This is a genomic window from Mucilaginibacter sp. CSA2-8R, assembly GCF_038806765.1.
Taxonomy (GTDB): domain Bacteria; phylum Bacteroidota; class Bacteroidia; order Sphingobacteriales; family Sphingobacteriaceae; genus Mucilaginibacter.
The window spans coordinates 753,390-770,371 of record NZ_CP152389.1 but is presented as its reverse complement, the minus strand read 5'-3'; the positions used below and the strand labels follow the sequence as shown (position 1 = coordinate 770,371).

The 16,982-nt window shown below is 43.9% G+C and carries 14 protein-coding genes; 7 read left to right on the top strand and 7 right to left on the bottom strand.

The features are described 5' to 3' along the window. Positions 1-37: 37 nt before the first annotated feature. The 3 genes from secA (at position 38) to AAGR14_RS03320 (ending at position 5,095) form a co-directional block, all read left to right on the top strand. Positions 38-3,337: a preprotein translocase subunit SecA gene (gene secA / locus AAGR14_RS03330; RefSeq protein ID WP_342647181.1), complete on the top strand. Its 3,300-nt coding sequence runs from the start codon at positions 38-40 to the stop codon at positions 3,335-3,337. A 94-nt stretch (positions 3,338-3,431) separates the two neighbouring features. Then, complete coding sequence (locus AAGR14_RS03325) at positions 3,432-3,914, top strand: SPOR domain-containing protein (protein WP_342647180.1); 483 nt, start codon at positions 3,432-3,434, stop codon at positions 3,912-3,914. Next, positions 3,911-5,095, top strand: a complete 1,185-nt coding sequence (locus tag AAGR14_RS03320) for a M20 family metallopeptidase (RefSeq protein ID WP_342647179.1) — start codon at positions 3,911-3,913, stop codon at positions 5,093-5,095. Before AAGR14_RS03325 ends, AAGR14_RS03320 begins: the two co-directional genes overlap by 4 nt. 85 nt (positions 5,096-5,180) lie before the next feature. Here the strand turns inward: AAGR14_RS03320 and AAGR14_RS03315 are convergent, their stop codons facing one another. Both AAGR14_RS03315 and AAGR14_RS03310 read right to left on the bottom strand, forming a co-directional pair. After that, a complete protein-coding gene (locus tag AAGR14_RS03315; protein ID WP_342647178.1) occupies positions 5,181-5,846 on the bottom strand; it encodes a TlpA disulfide reductase family protein in 666 nt (221 codons plus the stop codon). 120 nt (positions 5,847-5,966) lie between these two features. After that, positions 5,967-7,118: a TlpA disulfide reductase family protein gene (locus AAGR14_RS03310; protein WP_342647177.1), complete on the bottom strand. Its 1,152-nt coding sequence runs from the start codon at positions 7,116-7,118 to the stop codon at positions 5,967-5,969. A gap of 250 nt (positions 7,119-7,368) precedes the next feature. Between AAGR14_RS03310 and AAGR14_RS03305 the strand changes: the two genes are divergently transcribed. After that, positions 7,369-8,436, top strand: a complete 1,068-nt coding sequence (locus tag AAGR14_RS03305; RefSeq protein ID WP_342647176.1) for a branched-chain amino acid aminotransferase — start codon at positions 7,369-7,371, stop codon at positions 8,434-8,436. 94 nt (positions 8,437-8,530) lie between these two features. Here AAGR14_RS03305 and AAGR14_RS03300 read toward each other — a convergent pair whose 3' ends face one another. From AAGR14_RS03300 to AAGR14_RS03290, 3 genes are all read right to left on the bottom strand, one after another. Then, entirely contained in the window at positions 8,531-9,019 is a 489-nt protein-coding gene (locus AAGR14_RS03300) for a universal stress protein (protein ID WP_342647175.1), read from the bottom strand. A gap of 126 nt (positions 9,020-9,145) precedes the next feature. Continuing rightward, positions 9,146-10,438: an HAD-IB family phosphatase gene (locus tag AAGR14_RS03295; protein ID WP_342647174.1), complete on the bottom strand. Its 1,293-nt coding sequence runs from the start codon at positions 10,436-10,438 to the stop codon at positions 9,146-9,148. 85 nt (positions 10,439-10,523) lie between these two features. Continuing rightward, positions 10,524-11,498: an NAD-dependent epimerase/dehydratase family protein gene (locus AAGR14_RS03290; protein WP_342647173.1), complete on the bottom strand. Its 975-nt coding sequence runs from the start codon at positions 11,496-11,498 to the stop codon at positions 10,524-10,526. A 76-nt stretch (positions 11,499-11,574) separates the two neighbouring features. On the opposite strand from AAGR14_RS03290, the gene AAGR14_RS03285 reads away from it, so the two are divergent. The 3 genes from AAGR14_RS03285 (at position 11,575) to AAGR14_RS03275 (ending at position 15,527) form a co-directional block, all read left to right on the top strand. Beyond that, positions 11,575-12,762, top strand: coding sequence for a formimidoylglutamase (locus AAGR14_RS03285; protein WP_342647172.1), 1,188 nt, complete (start codon positions 11,575-11,577; stop codon positions 12,760-12,762). A 106-nt stretch (positions 12,763-12,868) separates the two neighbouring features. Then, entirely contained in the window at positions 12,869-14,014 is a 1,146-nt protein-coding gene (locus AAGR14_RS03280) for a redoxin domain-containing protein (RefSeq protein ID WP_342647171.1), read from the top strand. A 220-nt stretch (positions 14,015-14,234) separates the two neighbouring features. Beyond that, the gene (locus AAGR14_RS03275; RefSeq protein WP_342647170.1) at positions 14,235-15,527 is read left to right on the top strand and encodes a voltage-gated chloride channel family protein; all 1,293 of its coding nucleotides are present in this window, start codon (positions 14,235-14,237) and stop codon (positions 15,525-15,527) included. 11 nt (positions 15,528-15,538) lie between these two features. On the opposite strand, the gene AAGR14_RS03270 is transcribed toward AAGR14_RS03275, so the two are convergent. Next, positions 15,539-16,153 (bottom strand): SGNH/GDSL hydrolase family protein, encoded by a 615-nt coding sequence (locus AAGR14_RS03270; RefSeq protein WP_342647169.1) that lies wholly within the window; start codon positions 16,151-16,153, stop codon positions 15,539-15,541. A 70-nt stretch (positions 16,154-16,223) separates the two neighbouring features. Then, complete coding sequence (gene lipB, locus AAGR14_RS03265; protein WP_342647168.1) at positions 16,224-16,979, bottom strand: lipoyl(octanoyl) transferase LipB; 756 nt, start codon at positions 16,977-16,979, stop codon at positions 16,224-16,226. Positions 16,980-16,982 lie beyond the last annotated feature (3 nt).

The following is a 16,982-nucleotide window of genomic DNA, read 5'->3' as shown; positions in this document are numbered from 1 at the left end:
GTAATTGTTGGGATAGACGGATTATATTAAATTTAACATGTTAGGATTTATCAGTAAGCTTTTTGGAAGTAAATCAGAACGCGATGTAAAAAGCATCCAGCCTCTGGTTGAAAAAATAAAAGGTGAATTTGCCAAGCTCGAAAACCTCAGCAATGATGAATTGCGGGCTAAAACTTTAGATTTTAAAGCAAAAATTGCGCAAGGTCTTGCTGCCATTGATGAGCAGATCCAGGCTATAAAAAGTGATATCGACTCGGCTCCAGACATGGATGTTAACCAAAAGGTTGAATTATACACCCGTGTTGATAAACTTGAAAAAGATCGTAACAAAGAACTTGAAGTTATTTTGCTCGATATATTACCATCAGCTTTTGCTGTGGTAAAAGAAACCGCACGCCGTTTAGCGGCTAACCCTGCCCTCGAAGTTACTGCTACAGATTTTGACCGCCAGTTAGCTGCGCGTAAAAACAACGTAGTAATTAAAGGCGACAAAGCATTACACAGTAGCACTTGGATAGCGGCTGGTAATGAGGTTAAATGGAATATGGTGCATTATGATGTACAGCTCATTGGCGGTACCGTTTTGCATAGTGGTAAAATTGCAGAAATGGCCACTGGTGAGGGTAAAACATTAGTAGCTACGTTACCTGCCTATCTAAATGCTTTGGCAGGTCAGGGTGTGCACATTGTAACGGTGAATGATTACCTGGCCAGACGTGACTCGGAATGGATGGGCCCACTGTATGAGTTCCATGGTTTATCAGTTGATTGTATTGACAAGCACGAGCCTAACTCGGAGTCGCGCCGTAGTGCTTATTTAGCCGATATTACCTTTGGTACCAATAACGAGTTTGGGTTTGACTACCTGCGTGACAATATGACACGCACCCCTGAAGAACTGGTGCAGCGTAAATTGCACTTTGCAATGGTGGATGAGGTTGACTCGGTTTTAGTTGATGACGCCCGTACACCATTAATTATTTCGGGTCCGGTTCCGCGCGGCGACCAGCACGAGTTTTATATGTTAAAACCCCGTATTGAGCGTTTGGTTAATGCCCAGAAGACATACATCAACACGGCTTTAAACGAGGCTAAAAAGCAGATAAACGATGGTAAAACCGGTTCTGACGAAGGTGGCTTGGCTTTATTGCGTGCACACCGTGGTTTGCCAAAAAGTAAAGCTTTAATTAAGTATTTGAGCGAAGGCGCCAACCGTACCGTTTTACAAAAAACAGAAAACTATTACCTGCAAGACCAAGGCAAAGAGATGCCTAAAGTTGACTCTGAGTTATTCTTTGTCATAGACGAGAAAAATAACTCGGTTGAACTGACTGAAAAAGGTATTGAATTAATTACTGCGTCAGGCGAGGATCCGCATTTCTTTGTAATGCCGGATGTAGGTACCGAAATTGCGAAAATCGAAAAATCAGATTTGTCTGCCGAAGATAAAGTGGCTCACAAAGATGAGTTGATGCGCGATTTCTCTATCAAATCTGAGCGTATTCACTCGGTGAACCAGTTACTGAAAGCTTATACTTTATTTGAAAAAGATACCGAGTATATCCTGGACGAAGGCAAGGTTAAAATTGTAGACGAGCAAACCGGCCGTGTATTAGATGGCCGCCGTTACTCTGATGGCTTGCACCAGGCTATTGAGGCTAAAGAGAATGTAAAGGTTGAGGATGCTACCCAAACGTTTGCTACCATTACGCTGCAAAACTACTTCAGGATGTATCACAAGCTTTGTGGTATGACCGGTACTGCTGTAACTGAAGCAGGTGAGCTTTGGGAAATTTACAAACTGGACGTGGTTGAAATTCCAACCAATGTTGTTGCTAAACGTGACGACCGTCAGGATTTAGTATACCGCACCGTACGTGAAAAATATAACGCCGTTGCCGACGAGATTGTAAAACTAACAGAGGCCGGTCGCCCGGTTCTGGTAGGTACTACCTCGGTTGAAATTTCTGAGCTGTTGAGCCGCATGCTTAAACTGCGTGGCATCAAACATAACGTACTGAATGCCAAAATGCACCAGAAAGAGGCCGACATTGTGGCCGAAGCTGGTAAGGCAGGTACGGTAACCATTGCCACTAACATGGCTGGTCGTGGTACGGATATTAAGCTTGGCCCTGGTGTTAAAGATGCCGGAGGTTTAGCCATTGTAGGTACCGAGCGCCATGAGTCGCGCCGTGTTGACCGCCAGTTGCGTGGTCGTGCAGGCCGCCAGGGCGATCCGGGTTCATCTCAATTCTTCGTATCGTTAGAGGATAACCTGATGCGTTTATTTGGCTCGGAGCGTATCTCTAACCTAATGGTGCGTATGGGTATTGAAGAGGGTGAAGTAATTCAGCACTCGATGATTACCAAATCAATAGAGCGTGCGCAGAAAAAAGTTGAAGAAAACAACTTTGGTATTCGTAAGCGCTTGCTGGAGTATGATGACGTAATGAACTCACAACGTACTGTAGTTTATGCTAAACGTAAAAACGCCCTGTTTGGCGACCGTTTAGATGTTGATATCAGCAACACTATTTATGATGTGGTTGAGGATGTGGTTAACGAGTACAAAGAGTCTAATAATTTTGAAGGATTTCAGCTGGAGATGATCCGCCTGTTTTCGGTAGATCCTGAAATATCACAAGAAGATTTTGCTAAAGCCAATGTTGCCAACTTGTTAGAAGGTACTTATCAGGCAGTAATAGACTTTTATAAACGTAAAACCGAAGCTATTGCAGAGCAGGCTTTCCCGGTACTGCAGGACGTTTACGAAACCCGTGGTGATTATATCGAAAACATTGTGGTTCCGTTTACCGACGGGGTACATGGTATACAGGTAGCTGTTCCGCTTAAAAAAGCGGTTGAAAATCATGGTTTAGAGGTATTTAAATCATTCGAAAAAAACGTAACTCTTTACCTGATCGATGATGCTTGGAAAGAGCATTTGCGCGAAATGGATGAGTTAAAGCAATCAGTACAAAATGCTGTTTACGAGCAAAAAGACCCATTACTGGTTTACAAGTTTGAGGCTTTCGAATTATTCCGCCAGATGCTGGCCACTGTGAACAAAGAGCTGGTAAGCTTCCTGTTTAGAGGTGGTATCCCGGTACAGCAAGCCCCTGAGGAAGTTCATGAAGCACAACCTATCCCGCGTACTGATATGCGCCAGATGAGGATGAGCAAACCTGAACTGGTACATGAAAGCAATGGCGTACCTGACGAAGAATTACAGGAAATACAAAAGCAAACACCTGCACGCGCAGAGCAAAGAATTGGTCGTAATGACCCATGCCCTTGCGGTAGCGGCAAAAAGTTTAAAAACTGCCACGGCGCCTAAAAAGCTGCCAACGGTCTGAATAAAAACTACGGCCCCACCTCGAAGTTTCCATGCCGGAAATTTTGAGGTGGGGCTATAGTGTTATAATACATTAATGAAATATTATAGCCAATTACTACCCAAGCTGTTTTTAAAATGCTTTACCGGCGCGGTGACCGGCTTATTACTACTATTGATTGATACAGGCAAAACACAGGCACAAACCCGTGGTAAGCTCGAAATTATTAAAGACTCACGTATTGATACGCTGATTGCGCGCCGTTCGGCTATTGGTAAAAATGGTGGCAAAGCTGCCGGAAGCGGTATTTCTTCTTACGGTTATCGGGTGCAGTTTTTTAGTGGGGCCAACCGCAAGGATGCCTTTAGTGCGCAAAACAGGTTTCAAAGAATGCATCCCGAACTGCGCACATACATTAATTACAAAGAACCCAATTTTAAAATAAAAGGCGGCGATTTTCGTAGCCGGCTTGAGGCTACCAAACTGGTTGAAGAATTGAAAGGCTTATTTAGTCCGTTATATATCATTTCTGAAAGAATAAATATGCCCAAACTTGATATTAACACAACTGCACCATGATGAAAGAACAAATACAGGAATTATCTCAAAAAATATTCGGTGATGTAGTGAGTAACCGCAGGCACCTGCATGCTAACCCCGAACTGTCTTTTCATGAAATAGCTACTTCTGCCTATGTTGCGTCTAAGTTGGATGCGTTAGGCATTCCGTATGTGCGCATGGCTGATAACGGTATTGTAGGTTTACTGTCGGGCAGCAAGCCATCTAACCAAGTAGTTGCTTTGCGGGCTGATATGGATGCCTTGCCTATCACCGAGGCAAATGATGTTCCGTATAAATCAACAAACACAGGCGTAATGCATGCCTGCGGCCACGATGTGCATACCTCATCATTACTGGGTACAGCTACTATTTTGAGCAGCATGAAAGACCAGTTTGCAGGCACTATAAAGTTTATTTTTCAACCTGCAGAAGAAAAACTACCTGGTGGAGCAAATCTGATGATTCAGCAGGGCGTGCTCGAAAACCCAAAGCCGCAGGCCGTAATCGGGCAGCACGTTATGCCTTTGATTGACGCCGGTAAAGTTGGTTTTAGGGCCGGCAAGTATATGGCCAGCACGGATGAAATTTATGTAACCGTTAAAGGTAAGGGAGGCCATGGCGCCCAACCGCAGCAAAATATAGATCCGGTTATCATTACTGCACATATTTTAACCGCGTTGCAACAGGTAGTGAGCCGCTTTGCCGACCCTAAAAGCCCGTCAGTATTATCATTTGGTAAAGTGATTGCCAACGGCGCTACCAATATCATCCCGAATGAGGTTTACCTAGAGGGCACCTTTCGCACTATGGACGAACAGTGGCGCCAGGAAGCACACCGTCGTATGAAAAAAATGGCCGAAGGCATTGCCGAAAGTATGGGCGGCAGCTGCGAATTTAATATCATGAGGGGTTATCCATTCCTGATTAACGAAGAAAAACTTACGGCTTCCGTACGTTCACATGCCGAGGATTACTTAGGTAAAGAAAACGTGTTAGACCTGGATATCTGGATGGCTGCCGAAGATTTTGCCTACTACTCGCAGGTAGCCGATAGTTGCTTTTACCGCTTAGGTACCCGCAACGAGAGCCGTGGCATCACCTCAGCCGTACATACGCCCACCTTTGATGTAGAGGAAAGCGCCTTGGCCGTAAGCACCGGCCTGATGGCCTATATGGCACTAAAGCAGTTAGGCAATTAATTGATAAACTGTCTTACTTATATTGAAACGCTGCTCAACTACTACCATATGAGCAGCGTTTTTTGTCAATCCTTACCGGTAACTTTTACAGCTCATTAAGCAATGCTGATAATTTATCCTCCAACGCTTTACTTCTTAAATTTTTAACTACCAGCTTACCATCCGGACTAATCAAAAAGTTTTGAGGGATGGCCTGAACGCCGTAAAGCTGTGCTATTGCACTGTTCCATTGTTTTAAATCTGACACTTGCAGCCAGGGCAGCTTATCCTTTTTAATGGCGGCTACCCAAAATCGCCGTTCTTTGTCTAATGATACGCCCAGTATGATAAAAGGTTTTTCTTTAAATTGATTGTAAATTTTGACCAACTCCGGGTTGAGCCTGCGGCAAGGCGTACACCAGGCTGCCCAAAAATCCAAAAGCACATACTTTCCACGAAGTTGCTTTAATGTGATCGGATGCCCGCTGGTATCGCTTGCAGAAAAATCAGGCATGTCTGCCCCTATCCGGATGCTTTTCATATTTTCCATTTGCCGGCGAAATTTTATACCTGCCGGCAAATTTTTGATATGAGTACTCAGACCCTGATATAAAGGTTCAATTACCGGATAGTCGCACGTTATAGACAAGCCTTTGAGCATCCGTAAGCTTTTAACCTCACCTGGATGTGCTTTAATATAAGCAATGACTGCCGAATCCGATTGATTGGTGTCGATTACTCTTATCTTAAAACCCGCTCTTGCTATGGACATCGTGCAAGAGAATAGTACAATAACAACAACGACAAAGTTTCTGAACATAAGAGCTTTAATAAACAAAAAAGGTACTGCCTTTTAAAGCAATACCTTCATATACTATTAATAATTTTTCAACTATTCAGCTTTTACTTTTTCGGTTTTGCTTAGCACTTCAGCCAGTTTGGCATCAAGGGCATCGCCCCGCAAGTTTTTAGCTATCACTTTTCCGTTAGGATCTAACAGGAAATTTTGTGGGATAGCCTGCACACCGTACAGCTGTGCTACTTCGTTATTCCAGTACTTAAGGTCTGATACGTGTGTCCAGGTTAGTCCGTCTTTATGAATAGCATCCAGCCATTTGTCTTTAGCATCAGGGCGATCAAGAGATACGCCTAACACGGTAAAATTCTGGTCTTTATACTTATTAAAAGTACGTACTACATTTGGATTTTCCCGACGGCAGGGGCCGCACCAGGATGCCCACAAATCAACCAATAAATATTTGCCTCTAAATGATGATAGCTTTACTACGTTCCCGCTGGTATCGGCCATGGCAAAATCAGGGGCAACAGCACCAAGTGCTACATTTTTCATTTTGGCCAGTTGTGCGCCAAATTTTTTGCCGGTTTCGCTCTCTTTTAATGCCGGAGATAGCGAAGTGTATAAAGGTGCAATTTCTGCATAGTCGGAGCCATACGCTAATGAACGCAATACGTCTAAACTAATTACAGATTTTGGATAAGCCTTAACAAACTTTTTATTGATAGGATCGGTAAGTTCATCGGCTTTATTATCCATAGCTTCCATTTCCTGCTTGTATTCGGCCGATTCGCGCTGAGCAGGCGTGGCAGCTTTCATTTTAGCATTCATGGTTTCGTATATATCGTTTACCGGCTTCATGGCTATTTTATAAGCCTGGTTTTCGACGTTGGTAGGCGTACCGCTTACCATTGCTGTTTTTAACGAGTCGGCTGCGTTTTTAACCACAATTACACCCGGCTCCAGGTAAATTTGCTGCCCGTCGCGGCTTTTAGTTAAACCGTCGCCTGCTTTGTTAAGGCGTAAAACAGCTTGTATCGGCAAAGCACCAGCCGCTCCTTTAAACTCAAAAGCGCCGTTGTTAATGGTTACAGAGTCGGTCATGGTAGCACCATCCTTGCGGTATTGCAAATAAGCTTTTGCAGGCGCTTTAATGTTTCCCAGCTTACCTTTTACAGTAAACGTTGGCGTTTGTGCCATAGCTGCAAACGGCAATATGGCAAGTGCAGTAATTATTGCTTTTTTCATTTAATTCAATTATTGATTGGACGAGTGCGCATTACAAATCTAACAGTTAAGCATTAATTTACAACTTCTTAACAACTATTTGACAAACCGTTCATTAAATCCACAAAGCAAGTAGACTTAAACGCATTTCTTATAAAAAAAGCGCCCTTATACAATGGATAATGATAAGCAGCAGCTATATTTTAACTGCCTGTAGCCTTTTACTTTAAAAAATCATAACTTGCCACTTTTACTTAAAAAACATCAGGCCATGACTACAGAAACGCTTGACATCAAAATAACTAAAACTACCCAGCCACGCCTGCCTCAAACAGATTTTAGCAAGCTGGTATTTGGGCATACTTTTACCGATCATATGCTGGTGGCCGACTATGCCGACGGTGAATGGAAAAATTTTCAGATTATACCTTACGGCGAAATTGGCTTAAGCCCGGCTATCTCTTCACTGCATTACGGACAAGCCTTTTTTGAAGGCATGAAAGCTTACCGCCAGCAAGACGGGCAAGTATCTGTTTTTAGGCCCGACAAAAATGCGGCAAGGTTTAATAAATCGGCGCAACGCTTGTGCATGCCCGAACTGCCACAGGAACTGTTTATACAAAGTGTTGCTGCCTTGGTTGATATAGAGCGCGACTGGATACCTACTGCCGAAAATCATTCGCTGTACATTCGTCCGTTTATGTTTGCTACCGACCCTTACCTGGGTGTAGTACCATCAAGCACTTATAAATTTATGGTGCTTACCTGTCCGGTTGGCCCTTATTTTACTAAACCTTTACGCGTTAAATTCGAAACTCAGTTTACACGCGCTGCTGAGGGTGGTTTTGGTTATGCAAAAGCTGCAGGTAACTACGCAGGTGCTATGCTGCCTAATCGCCGCGCGATGGAAGAAGGCTTTGACCAGTTAATTTGGACCGACGCCAAAGAGCATTTGTACGCCGAAGAAATGGGTGCCGCTAACGTGATGTTTTTGATCGATGGCAAGCTGGTTACGCCGTCAACCCGCGATACGATTTTAGATGGCGTTACCCGCGACACCGTTATTGCACTAACTAAAGACTGGGGTATCCCGGTTGAAGAGCGCCGCGTATCTGTTGCCGAAATTATTGATGCAGCTAAAAGCGGGAAATTAACTGATGCCTTTGGTGCCGGTACGGCAGCTACCATTGCACCGGTAGGTTCAATTTCTTACAATGGTGAAGAATACACCTTGAGCGACCCTGCCACACGCGAATACTCGAATAAAGTATTTAATACGCTGAACGACATTCGCTACGGCCGTACTACCGATACACATGGCTGGAACTATATGGTATAAAATCATCAAATCTATAAACAGCATGGGCTGCCTCATTAAGTTGAAGCAGCCCATATTGTTTATAAGCATATTTCTCTTTTAACAAGTGACTGATTTATTCAGCCGCCGGCTTATCAGTTAAAGGCACCACTAATACTGGCACTAATGATTTACGTACTACATCCTCCGCTACGCTACCCATCAGCAAACGATCAAAACCACTGCGGTGATGAGTACCGATTACAAGCAGATCTGCCCCAAACTGCGCCCCGCAATTAACAATGCCCTCTGCACTCGAGCCATAATCCGTGTACTGCGTAACCTGCAAATCGCTACCGTATTTTTGCACTATACAACTCAGCAGGTTATCGGCTGCCTGATTTTGGGTGTTCAGTATCTCTACATTATTTACGTCAGCCGTACCTTCCAGCGGTAAGCCAAACGTAGTATCATTCATGGGAGAAACGGCAGCAGGAATTGGCTCAATGATATTAACAATAGCAATAGCGGCCCCTAATTTACGGGCTAAACTAAAACCATATTCGGCGGCGTAGTCGGCATATTTACTCTCGTCTATACCTACTAAAATCTTTTTAATATCCATTTTATTAAAGCAGAAAGGTTAATTAGTATAAAACAGATAAAGCCATTTTGTTTTAGGGCCGAAAAATGTACACACCCAATAAAAACAAAATGGCTTTAGTAAACGCCCTTAACGGTGTAATACCTGTTAATAAAGCAGCCTGAATTTTATAGTATGATCAATGGCTTTTAGCTGCCTGAGTAATTGCTCATCATACCCTGCATCCACATCGGTAATTACATATCCAATCTGTGCATTAGTAACTAAAAACTCACCTACAATGTTAATATTGTTACTAGCAAATATCTCATTGATCTGCGCCAAAATACCGGGCACGTTTTTATGTATGTGAATTAAGCGGTGAGCATTGCTTACCCGCGGCGGCTGCAAATCCGGAAAGTTACAGCTCGTATGCGTTTTCCCCTCGTTCATAAACGCAATTACCCGTTTAGGGATGAAGTCGCTGCTGCGTGGGTTATGCTTGGGGTCGTCAAATATAATAACGCCGTTTTCGCAAGCTACCTCGCCTAACCGGCGGCTGCTTACCTTACCAAAGCAACCTATTACTTTTAAACGGCCTGCATTTTCTAACTGCTCGGGCGTAGGCTGATGTGCCTCATCGCATAGCAATACGCCGGCTTCCTGTAAATAAGCTTCGGTAATTTCCTCTTTTATCCGGATGTTGTAACCCTCCTTTTGCATTTGGGCAATAGCTTCAGGCTCAATCTGGCCTACTACTAAGCATTTGATCCGGTTTTTAGGATACGATATAGCCCTTGGCAACCTGTTGATGTACAAAAACTCATCCAGGCTTGGTGTAACGTAGTCGGCCTTTTCTACTACCGATTTACGTGCAATGTTCTCTGTAAAGGCAAAGAATTTTCTAATCAGGCCCGACTCCTTTAATTGAAAATCAGAATACCCATCGCCAATACCAAAAATGTCTCCCTGCAGGTTAAGTTCTTTTAGCAGTTTTACCTTACCTCCTTCTTGCGAAAGCGGGTTACTGCGGTCGTACCCAACAATATTGCCCCGCTCATCAAACTCGAAGGTGTTGGCGTAAATGTTTTCTTTTTTGATGTGATACTCGCTAACCACAGGTGTAATAAACTCCTTAAACCCACCCGATACAATCAGCACATCATCATGGTGCTCTTTAAAAAATTTGCTGTTACGCGAAAACGAGGGCGATACCTTTTTGCGCAAATGCTTAACCAATTGCTCTAAATGGGTACGGTTAGCCTGTAGTAGCTTTACCCGGCCCTCCAGGCTATCGGCAAAAGAAAGCTTACCTTCCATTGCAGCGTTGGTCAGGTCTTCAATCTGTTGGTAGATATGTTCGCGGTTGGGATGATCGTTCAGACTGATACGCGCAAGTTCATCAAGCGCTTCTACCTGTGTAAACGTACTATCGAAATCAATTATATAATACTGGCCCATGGTTGCGGGCAAATATAGGAGATTGGTTGATTAATCAAGGTCATCAATGCGCCTAATTGCCTTTTACAAGACGGGGCATTAGCAATTACTCATTAGCTTGTAAAACAGTACAAACTTCTTGGATAGTTTGCATTACCGGTTTAAAAGTAAAATTAATAGCCTTTTTTATTTTACTGTTATCGTAATTCTGCTCAACCGTTGCAGCCTGCGCAGCTATTTTATCCAAGGCCGGATCATTACCGGTTAAGGCCGCCCATAGGGATGCACTGCGCCAGGCAAACTCCAGCATCCAGGGCTTGGCCTCGGTAGCGGGTGGCTTTACACCAAAGCACTGCGCAATCTGTTCAGTCAGGTCTTTAAACTTCCAGTTCTCGGCATTGATGATGTAACGCTCGGCCGTAATGTCACTGTTCATCAGTTCAATCATGCAACGGGCCAAGTCATCAACATCTACCAGTCCGCAACTACCACGGGTATAATATTTTAATCCACGGCGCACTGTGTCAAAAATTTTACCGCTGCCATCAACACCCGCTTGGGGCCCAATAATTACTGATGGATTAACGATAACACCCTGCATGCCCTCGGCTATACCCCGCCAAACCTCCATCTCGCTTTCCAGTTTAGATACTGCGTAGTTATTATTGGCCGGAGTTTCTTCCAGATAGTTCTTTTCGGTAATCAGTTCGCCGGGTTTAGCCTGGCCAAGTGCAGCAATAGAGCTTACATGCACCAGTCTTACATTATAATCTAAACAAAGGTTAACTACATTAGCGGTGCCGTGCACATTCGTATTAATCATAGGCTCTTTATCAGCCTCTTTAAATGACACCCACGCGGCACAATGATAAACCTGTGTTACGCCCTCAAAAGCTTCTTCCAGCAGAGAGCTGTCTAATATATCTGCTTCCCGCCAGTCAATCAAATGGCTGTACGGCGCTAAAATTTCGGGAATTACAGAGGTTTGGCGCCTGAGGCACCTGATAGCTATATTTTGTTCTGCCAGCCGGCGGGCCAGTACTGAACCTACAAAACCTGTTGCGCCGGTAACCAGAATCATCCTTTGGGGTAAGTTTTATAAAAGCGGGGCAATTTAAGTTAAAAAATGGATATTTGCGCTTTTGTAAATAACGGATATGTCATTAGCGGATTTCTTTACCCCGGTTGATTTAAGCAGAGTAGCGCCCGGTGAGGGGTATAAACCCAGCCAGTTGGGCCATAAAATAGAAACGTATACAGAGCATTTTCCTGATCTGGAAGATGACAAACCGGATCTGGTAATTTTTGGCGTACAGGATGACCGCAATGCCATTGGCAACCCTGGCTGTGCGCTTGGGCCCGACTATGTACGCGAAAAACTATACCGCTTACACCAAGGCGGTTATAACACCAAGATTTACGATTTAGGTAATATTAAACAAGGCGCCACCGTTAACGACACTTACTTTGCTGTAAAAACGGTAATTAATAGCCTGGTTAAGCAGGATGTGGTTGCCGTAATATTGGGCGGCGGCCAAGACCTCACTTACGCCCAGTACCTGGCTTACGAAGATATGGAGCAAAAAGTGGACCTGACCGTGATAGACTCGCACTTTGACCTGAATGAGCAGGCCGATATGGAAGACGATGACTCGACAGACTCCAGATCATACCTCAACAAGATATTTTTATACGAGCCTAACTATCTGTTTAATTTCAGTAACCTGGGTTATCAAACTTATTTTATAAGCCAGGATAGTTTGCGGGTAATGGATAACCTGTTTTTTGATGTACACCGTTTGGGCGAATTGATGGGCAACATCGGCATCACCGAGCCTGTAATTCGCAATGCCAACATCATCAGCTTTGATATGGGCGCCATCCGTTCATCAGATGCTATGGGCAATGCCAACGCTACGCCCAATGGTTTTTATGGAGAAGAGGCCTGCCAGATGTGCCGCTATGCAGGCTTTAATGATAAGCTGAGCTCCATAGGTTTTTACGAGTTTAACCCGGCTTATGATAGCAATGGGCAAACCGCTACCTTATTAGCCGAAATGGTTTGGTATTTTATTGACGGCTTTTATAACCGCAAAAAAGACTTTCCGTTACAACCTAAATCACAATACCTGGTTTATAAAACCACGCTGAAGCACGAAGAACACGAAATTGTATTTGTGAAAAGCAAAAAGTCAGACCGCTGGTGGATGCAGGTACCCTACCCTACCAACGGATCACTGAACGAGCGTTACCACCTGGTACCCTGCCGTTACGAAGATTACACCACCGCCATTGATGGAGAGATGCCCGATCTGTGGTGGCGTACCTATCAAAAGCTTGCTTAGTAGCGTACGCTTTTTGTTAACGCATTGCCTGTAACCATACTGTTAATTAATATTAAGCATTGTACTTAAACAACATTTAACCCGTTAAATACATCATTTAACCCACATGCTCAAAAAACTTTTTATTTATATAGCAGCTTGCTTACCTGCAGTAGCTTCGGCGCAAACTAACGATACCTTTACTATTAACGGCAAACTCAATACAGTAAAAGAACCCTATAAAGCGTACTTAAGCTATCAGTCAGGAAACAGCCGTGTTTTAGATTCGACCGTGCTGGTAGATGGCACTTTTCAGTTTACTGGCAAGGTGAATAACCCAACCAGTGCTTTAATGCTGGTTGACCGCCATAACCAGGGTTTTGTTGGTTTTAACAAAAATGATGATGTATTGAGTTTTTACGTTGAGAAAGGTAACATCTACATTGCCGGCAACGACTCAATCTCTAAGGTAAAAATTACCGGCTCAACAATCAATACAGATAATGAAGATCTAAGCACTATGCTGGCTCCGTTGTATGTAAAAGCCCAGAAGCTTTATACAGAGGCCCAGGCGGCCACACCTGATCAGCAACAATCTAATGTTTTTCAAAACACTATTCAAGACAAATTTAAAGCGCTGCAAAAGGAACGCGAGGATGCTTTAAAAAAATTCATCACAGCTCATCCCGAAAGTTACTTGAGTTTGATGGCATTAAGCTCTATGGGTGGCCCATCGGCTGATATAAATGTGATTGAGCCATTGTACAACGGCCTGTCACCAAAGCTAAAAGATACCGAGTCTGGCAAGCAGCTTAAACAGTCTTTTGCTGCACTTAAAGCTACAGCTATTGGCGCTATGGCACCAGATTTTACGCAAAATGATGTGGATGGCAAACCGGTAAAGCTTTCTGTTTACAGAGACAAATCTTACGTATTGCTCGATTTTTGGGCATCCTGGTGCGGCCCCTGCCGCCAGGAAAATCCTAACGTAGTACGGGTATATAATAAATATAAAAGCCGTAACTTTAAAGTGTTGGGTGTATCGCTTGATAAGGCAAGCGGCAAAGCCGATTGGCTTCAGGCTATCAAAGCCGACGGCCTAACCTGGACACAAGTATCAGACTTAAAATTTTGGAATAATGAAGCTGCTGCGCTTTATTTTATTCAATCTATTCCTCAAAATTACTTGATTGACCCAAACGGAAAAATTATAGCCAAAAACCTTCGCGGGGCTGAATTAGAAGCCAAACTGATTGAGGTATTAGGAAAATAGCGTTGCTGATAAGTACGGTTACTGCTATAAGCTATAGCAGTAACCGATAGCATTAATAGTTATTGGCAGCGTCACGGCTTTAACAAATTTAACCTAAACGTTGGGCGTAAAGGTTTATCTTTGTGACCTTTAAACAAGGTAATGGTGCTCCGCCTAACAAGCTGCTTTAACATGCTGACGACACCTGCTCCTCTTTATCTGTTTATTGTTTTGCAGGTTTATGCTCAATAATTCTCCCATCAGCAAGTATCCGGCTTTACACTATGTACTGCGCTGGACGCTGATTATCATTCCGGTAGCTGTGGTTATCGGTACATTAATTGCCCTATTTTTATGGATGCTCAACTGGGCCATCCATTACCGTTTTACTCACAGCTGGCTGCTTTACCTGTTACCGGTTGCCGGTTTAGGCGTTCATTTTTTGTATAAACTTTACGGGCAATCTGCCGAGCGGGGCAACAATTTAATTATTGATGAAATACACCAGCCCGGTGCCGGTGTACCTAAGCGCATGGCTCCGCTTATTTTGGTTACAACCGTAATTACCCACTTGTTTGGTGGCTCGGCCGGACGAGAAGGTACAGCCGTGCAAATTGGCGGCAGCATAGCCCATTGGATGGGCAGCTTGTTTAAACTCGAGGCTGATGATATTCGCATTGTGCTTACAGCAGGTGTAGCCGCCGGTTTTGGTGCAGTGTTTGGCACGCCGCTGGCCGGAGCTGTTTTTGCCTTAGAGGTATTAACTATTGGCCGTATACAATATACATCTGTATTACCCTGCCTTATGGCAGCGCTTATTGGCGATGCAACAGTAGCTGCCTGGGGCGTACAGCATACACCTTACCATATCCGTTTTTTTACTACCGGGCAAACGATTTTGGGCAACCATCTTAATATTGATTTTTGGCTGCTGATTAAAGTGATGATCGCCTCGGTTTTGTTTGGGTTAACAGCTTACCTTTTTTCTCAAACTGTGCGTGGTGTAAAAAAGCTGGCGGCCTTACTAATTAAATCCACGTGGCTTATCCCGGTTGCCGGTGGTGTGATTATCATTTTGCTCACCTTGATTTTAGGAAAACCCGATTATCTGAGCTTGGGTGTCAACCCGGAGTATCCTGGTGCAGTAACTATTGTATCTGCCTTTGAGCAGGGTGGTGCGCATTTCTTTAGCTGGTTGTGGAAACTGATTTACACTGCAGTAACTTTGGGCACCGGTTTTAAGGGTGGCGAAGTTACACCACTGTTTTACATTGGTTCTACCCTGGGTAATACGTTGGCTAACTTGCTTAATGCCCCTGTAAGCTTGTTTGCTGCTTTGGGCTTTATTGCTGTATTTGCAGGCGCCACTAATACCCCGCTGGCTTGCACACTAATGGGTATTGAATTATTTGGCAGCCAGCATGCCCTGCTATTTGCCGTAGCTTGTTTTATTGCCTACTTTTTTAGCGGCAGCAAAGGCATTTACAGTGCACAGCAAACCGAGATTACTAAATACAGATTTTTTAAAGCCTAAGTTTAATAGCTTTAGTTAGGTATGTTTTTAATTACCTGCTCTTTAAGCAGTTGCACCCATTGCCCGTACATTTTTGCGGAAGGATGCAGACCATCAGCTGCAGTAAGAGAGGCATCTGTTTTTGCCATGCGCGAGACAGGCGTTATATTAACATAGCTCACTCCTGCTTTGGCAGCCTCCTGCTGATTGATGGCGTTGTACGCATCTATTTCGCTACCTATCTGATTGGCATCCTGCCCGGAAGCAAAAGGGGTTACTCCCCAATCAGGGATAGATAACACAAATACATGTTTGGCATTGCCGTTGGCAAAGGTGAGCGCCGTATTGAGCAGTTGCACAAATTCGGTTCGGTAAGTATTGATGTTATAGTTCCGGTACTGGTTATTAACCCCAATAAGTAAAGTGACGATATCAAACTTTTGCGTCATAGCACGGCTTCTGATTGCACCAATCAATTCATCAGTGGTCCAGCCGGTACGGGCTATAATGGTGGGCTCACTAACTTTATAGCTAACTTTGTTAAGTTCTGAACTTAATTGGTAAGGAAATGATTGCTCCGCCGGCACAGACTCCCCAATAGTATAAGAGTCGCCCAGGGCCAGATAGGTAAGCATACCGTTGTTCATATTGTTCGTTGTTTGTTCAGTCGTTGGCACGTCTTCTACATTTTTATCAGTACAACTTAATAAAACAACGCTAAGCAGTAACAGCTTTATTATTTTCATCACTAACCTCCATACCAAACTGTACGAAAATTTCGCGTTTTAGGATTTCTTTTACTTCATTCATATCCACCTCACGGCCCAACTCCTGTTGCAGTGAGGCAACGGATTTCCCTTCAATACCGCAAGGTACAATATAACCAAAGTAACTTAAATCGGCGTTTACATTAAGGGCAAGCCCATGCATGGTTACCCAGCGGCTGCAGCGTACACCCATGGCACATATTTTACGAGCATTTTCATTATCTGCATCCAACCATACACCGGTATAACCCGGGTAACGGCCGGCTTTTACACCATAATGTGCCAGTGTTTGTATAACGGCTTCTTCCAGTGTGCGCAGGTAAAGATGAATATCAGTAAAAAAGTTATCCAGGTCTAAAATTGGATAAACTACCAGCTGGCCGGGGCCATGATAAGTAATATCACCGCCACGGTTAATAGGATAATAAACAGCTTGGTGTTTGGCCAGTCCGGCTTCGTCTAGCAGTAAATGCTCGGCCTTGCCACTTTTGCCTAAAGTATACACATGCGGGTGCTGGCAAAAAACAAGGTAGTTTGGCGTTTTGATATCATCAGCTACTTCCGCCCCGTTAATTGCGGCTACCTGCCGGTTACGTATTTCGGTTTTAAGCTGCACACTGGTACCAAACAGCTTTTCCTGCCGGTCCCAGGCCTCTTTATAGTCAATCAAACCCCAGTCCTGAGTTTCAACCTGTTTATTCTTCATGGT

Excerpts from the sequence above, each read along its gene's own strand:
- secA (WP_342647181.1), top strand. The coding sequence starts at position 38 with ATGTTAGGATTTATCAGTAAGCTTTTTGGAAGTAAATCAGAACGCGAT.
- AAGR14_RS03325 (WP_342647180.1), top strand. The coding sequence starts at position 3,432 with ATGAAATATTATAGCCAATTACTACCCAAGCTGTTTTTAAAATGCTTT.
- AAGR14_RS03320 (WP_342647179.1), top strand. The coding sequence starts at position 3,911 with ATGATGAAAGAACAAATACAGGAATTATCTCAAAAAATATTCGGTGAT.
- AAGR14_RS03315 (WP_342647178.1), bottom strand. The coding sequence starts at position 5,846 with ATGTCCATAGCAAGAGCGGGTTTTAAGATAAGAGTAATCGACACCAAT.
- AAGR14_RS03310 (WP_342647177.1), bottom strand. The coding sequence starts at position 7,118 with ATGAAAAAAGCAATAATTACTGCACTTGCCATATTGCCGTTTGCAGCT.
- AAGR14_RS03305 (WP_342647176.1), top strand. The coding sequence starts at position 7,369 with ATGACTACAGAAACGCTTGACATCAAAATAACTAAAACTACCCAGCCA.
- AAGR14_RS03300 (WP_342647175.1), bottom strand. The coding sequence starts at position 9,019 with ATGGATATTAAAAAGATTTTAGTAGGTATAGACGAGAGTAAATATGCC.
- AAGR14_RS03295 (WP_342647174.1), bottom strand. The coding sequence starts at position 10,438 with ATGGGCCAGTATTATATAATTGATTTCGATAGTACGTTTACACAGGTA.
- AAGR14_RS03290 (WP_342647173.1), bottom strand. The coding sequence starts at position 11,498 with ATGATTCTGGTTACCGGCGCAACAGGTTTTGTAGGTTCAGTACTGGCC.
- AAGR14_RS03285 (WP_342647172.1), top strand. The coding sequence starts at position 11,575 with ATGTCATTAGCGGATTTCTTTACCCCGGTTGATTTAAGCAGAGTAGCG.
- AAGR14_RS03280 (WP_342647171.1), top strand. The coding sequence starts at position 12,869 with ATGCTCAAAAAACTTTTTATTTATATAGCAGCTTGCTTACCTGCAGTA.
- AAGR14_RS03275 (WP_342647170.1), top strand. The coding sequence starts at position 14,235 with ATGCTCAATAATTCTCCCATCAGCAAGTATCCGGCTTTACACTATGTA.
- AAGR14_RS03270 (WP_342647169.1), bottom strand. The coding sequence starts at position 16,153 with ATGAACAACGGTATGCTTACCTATCTGGCCCTGGGCGACTCTTATACT.
- lipB (WP_342647168.1), bottom strand. The coding sequence starts at position 16,979 with ATGAAGAATAAACAGGTTGAAACTCAGGACTGGGGTTTGATTGACTAT.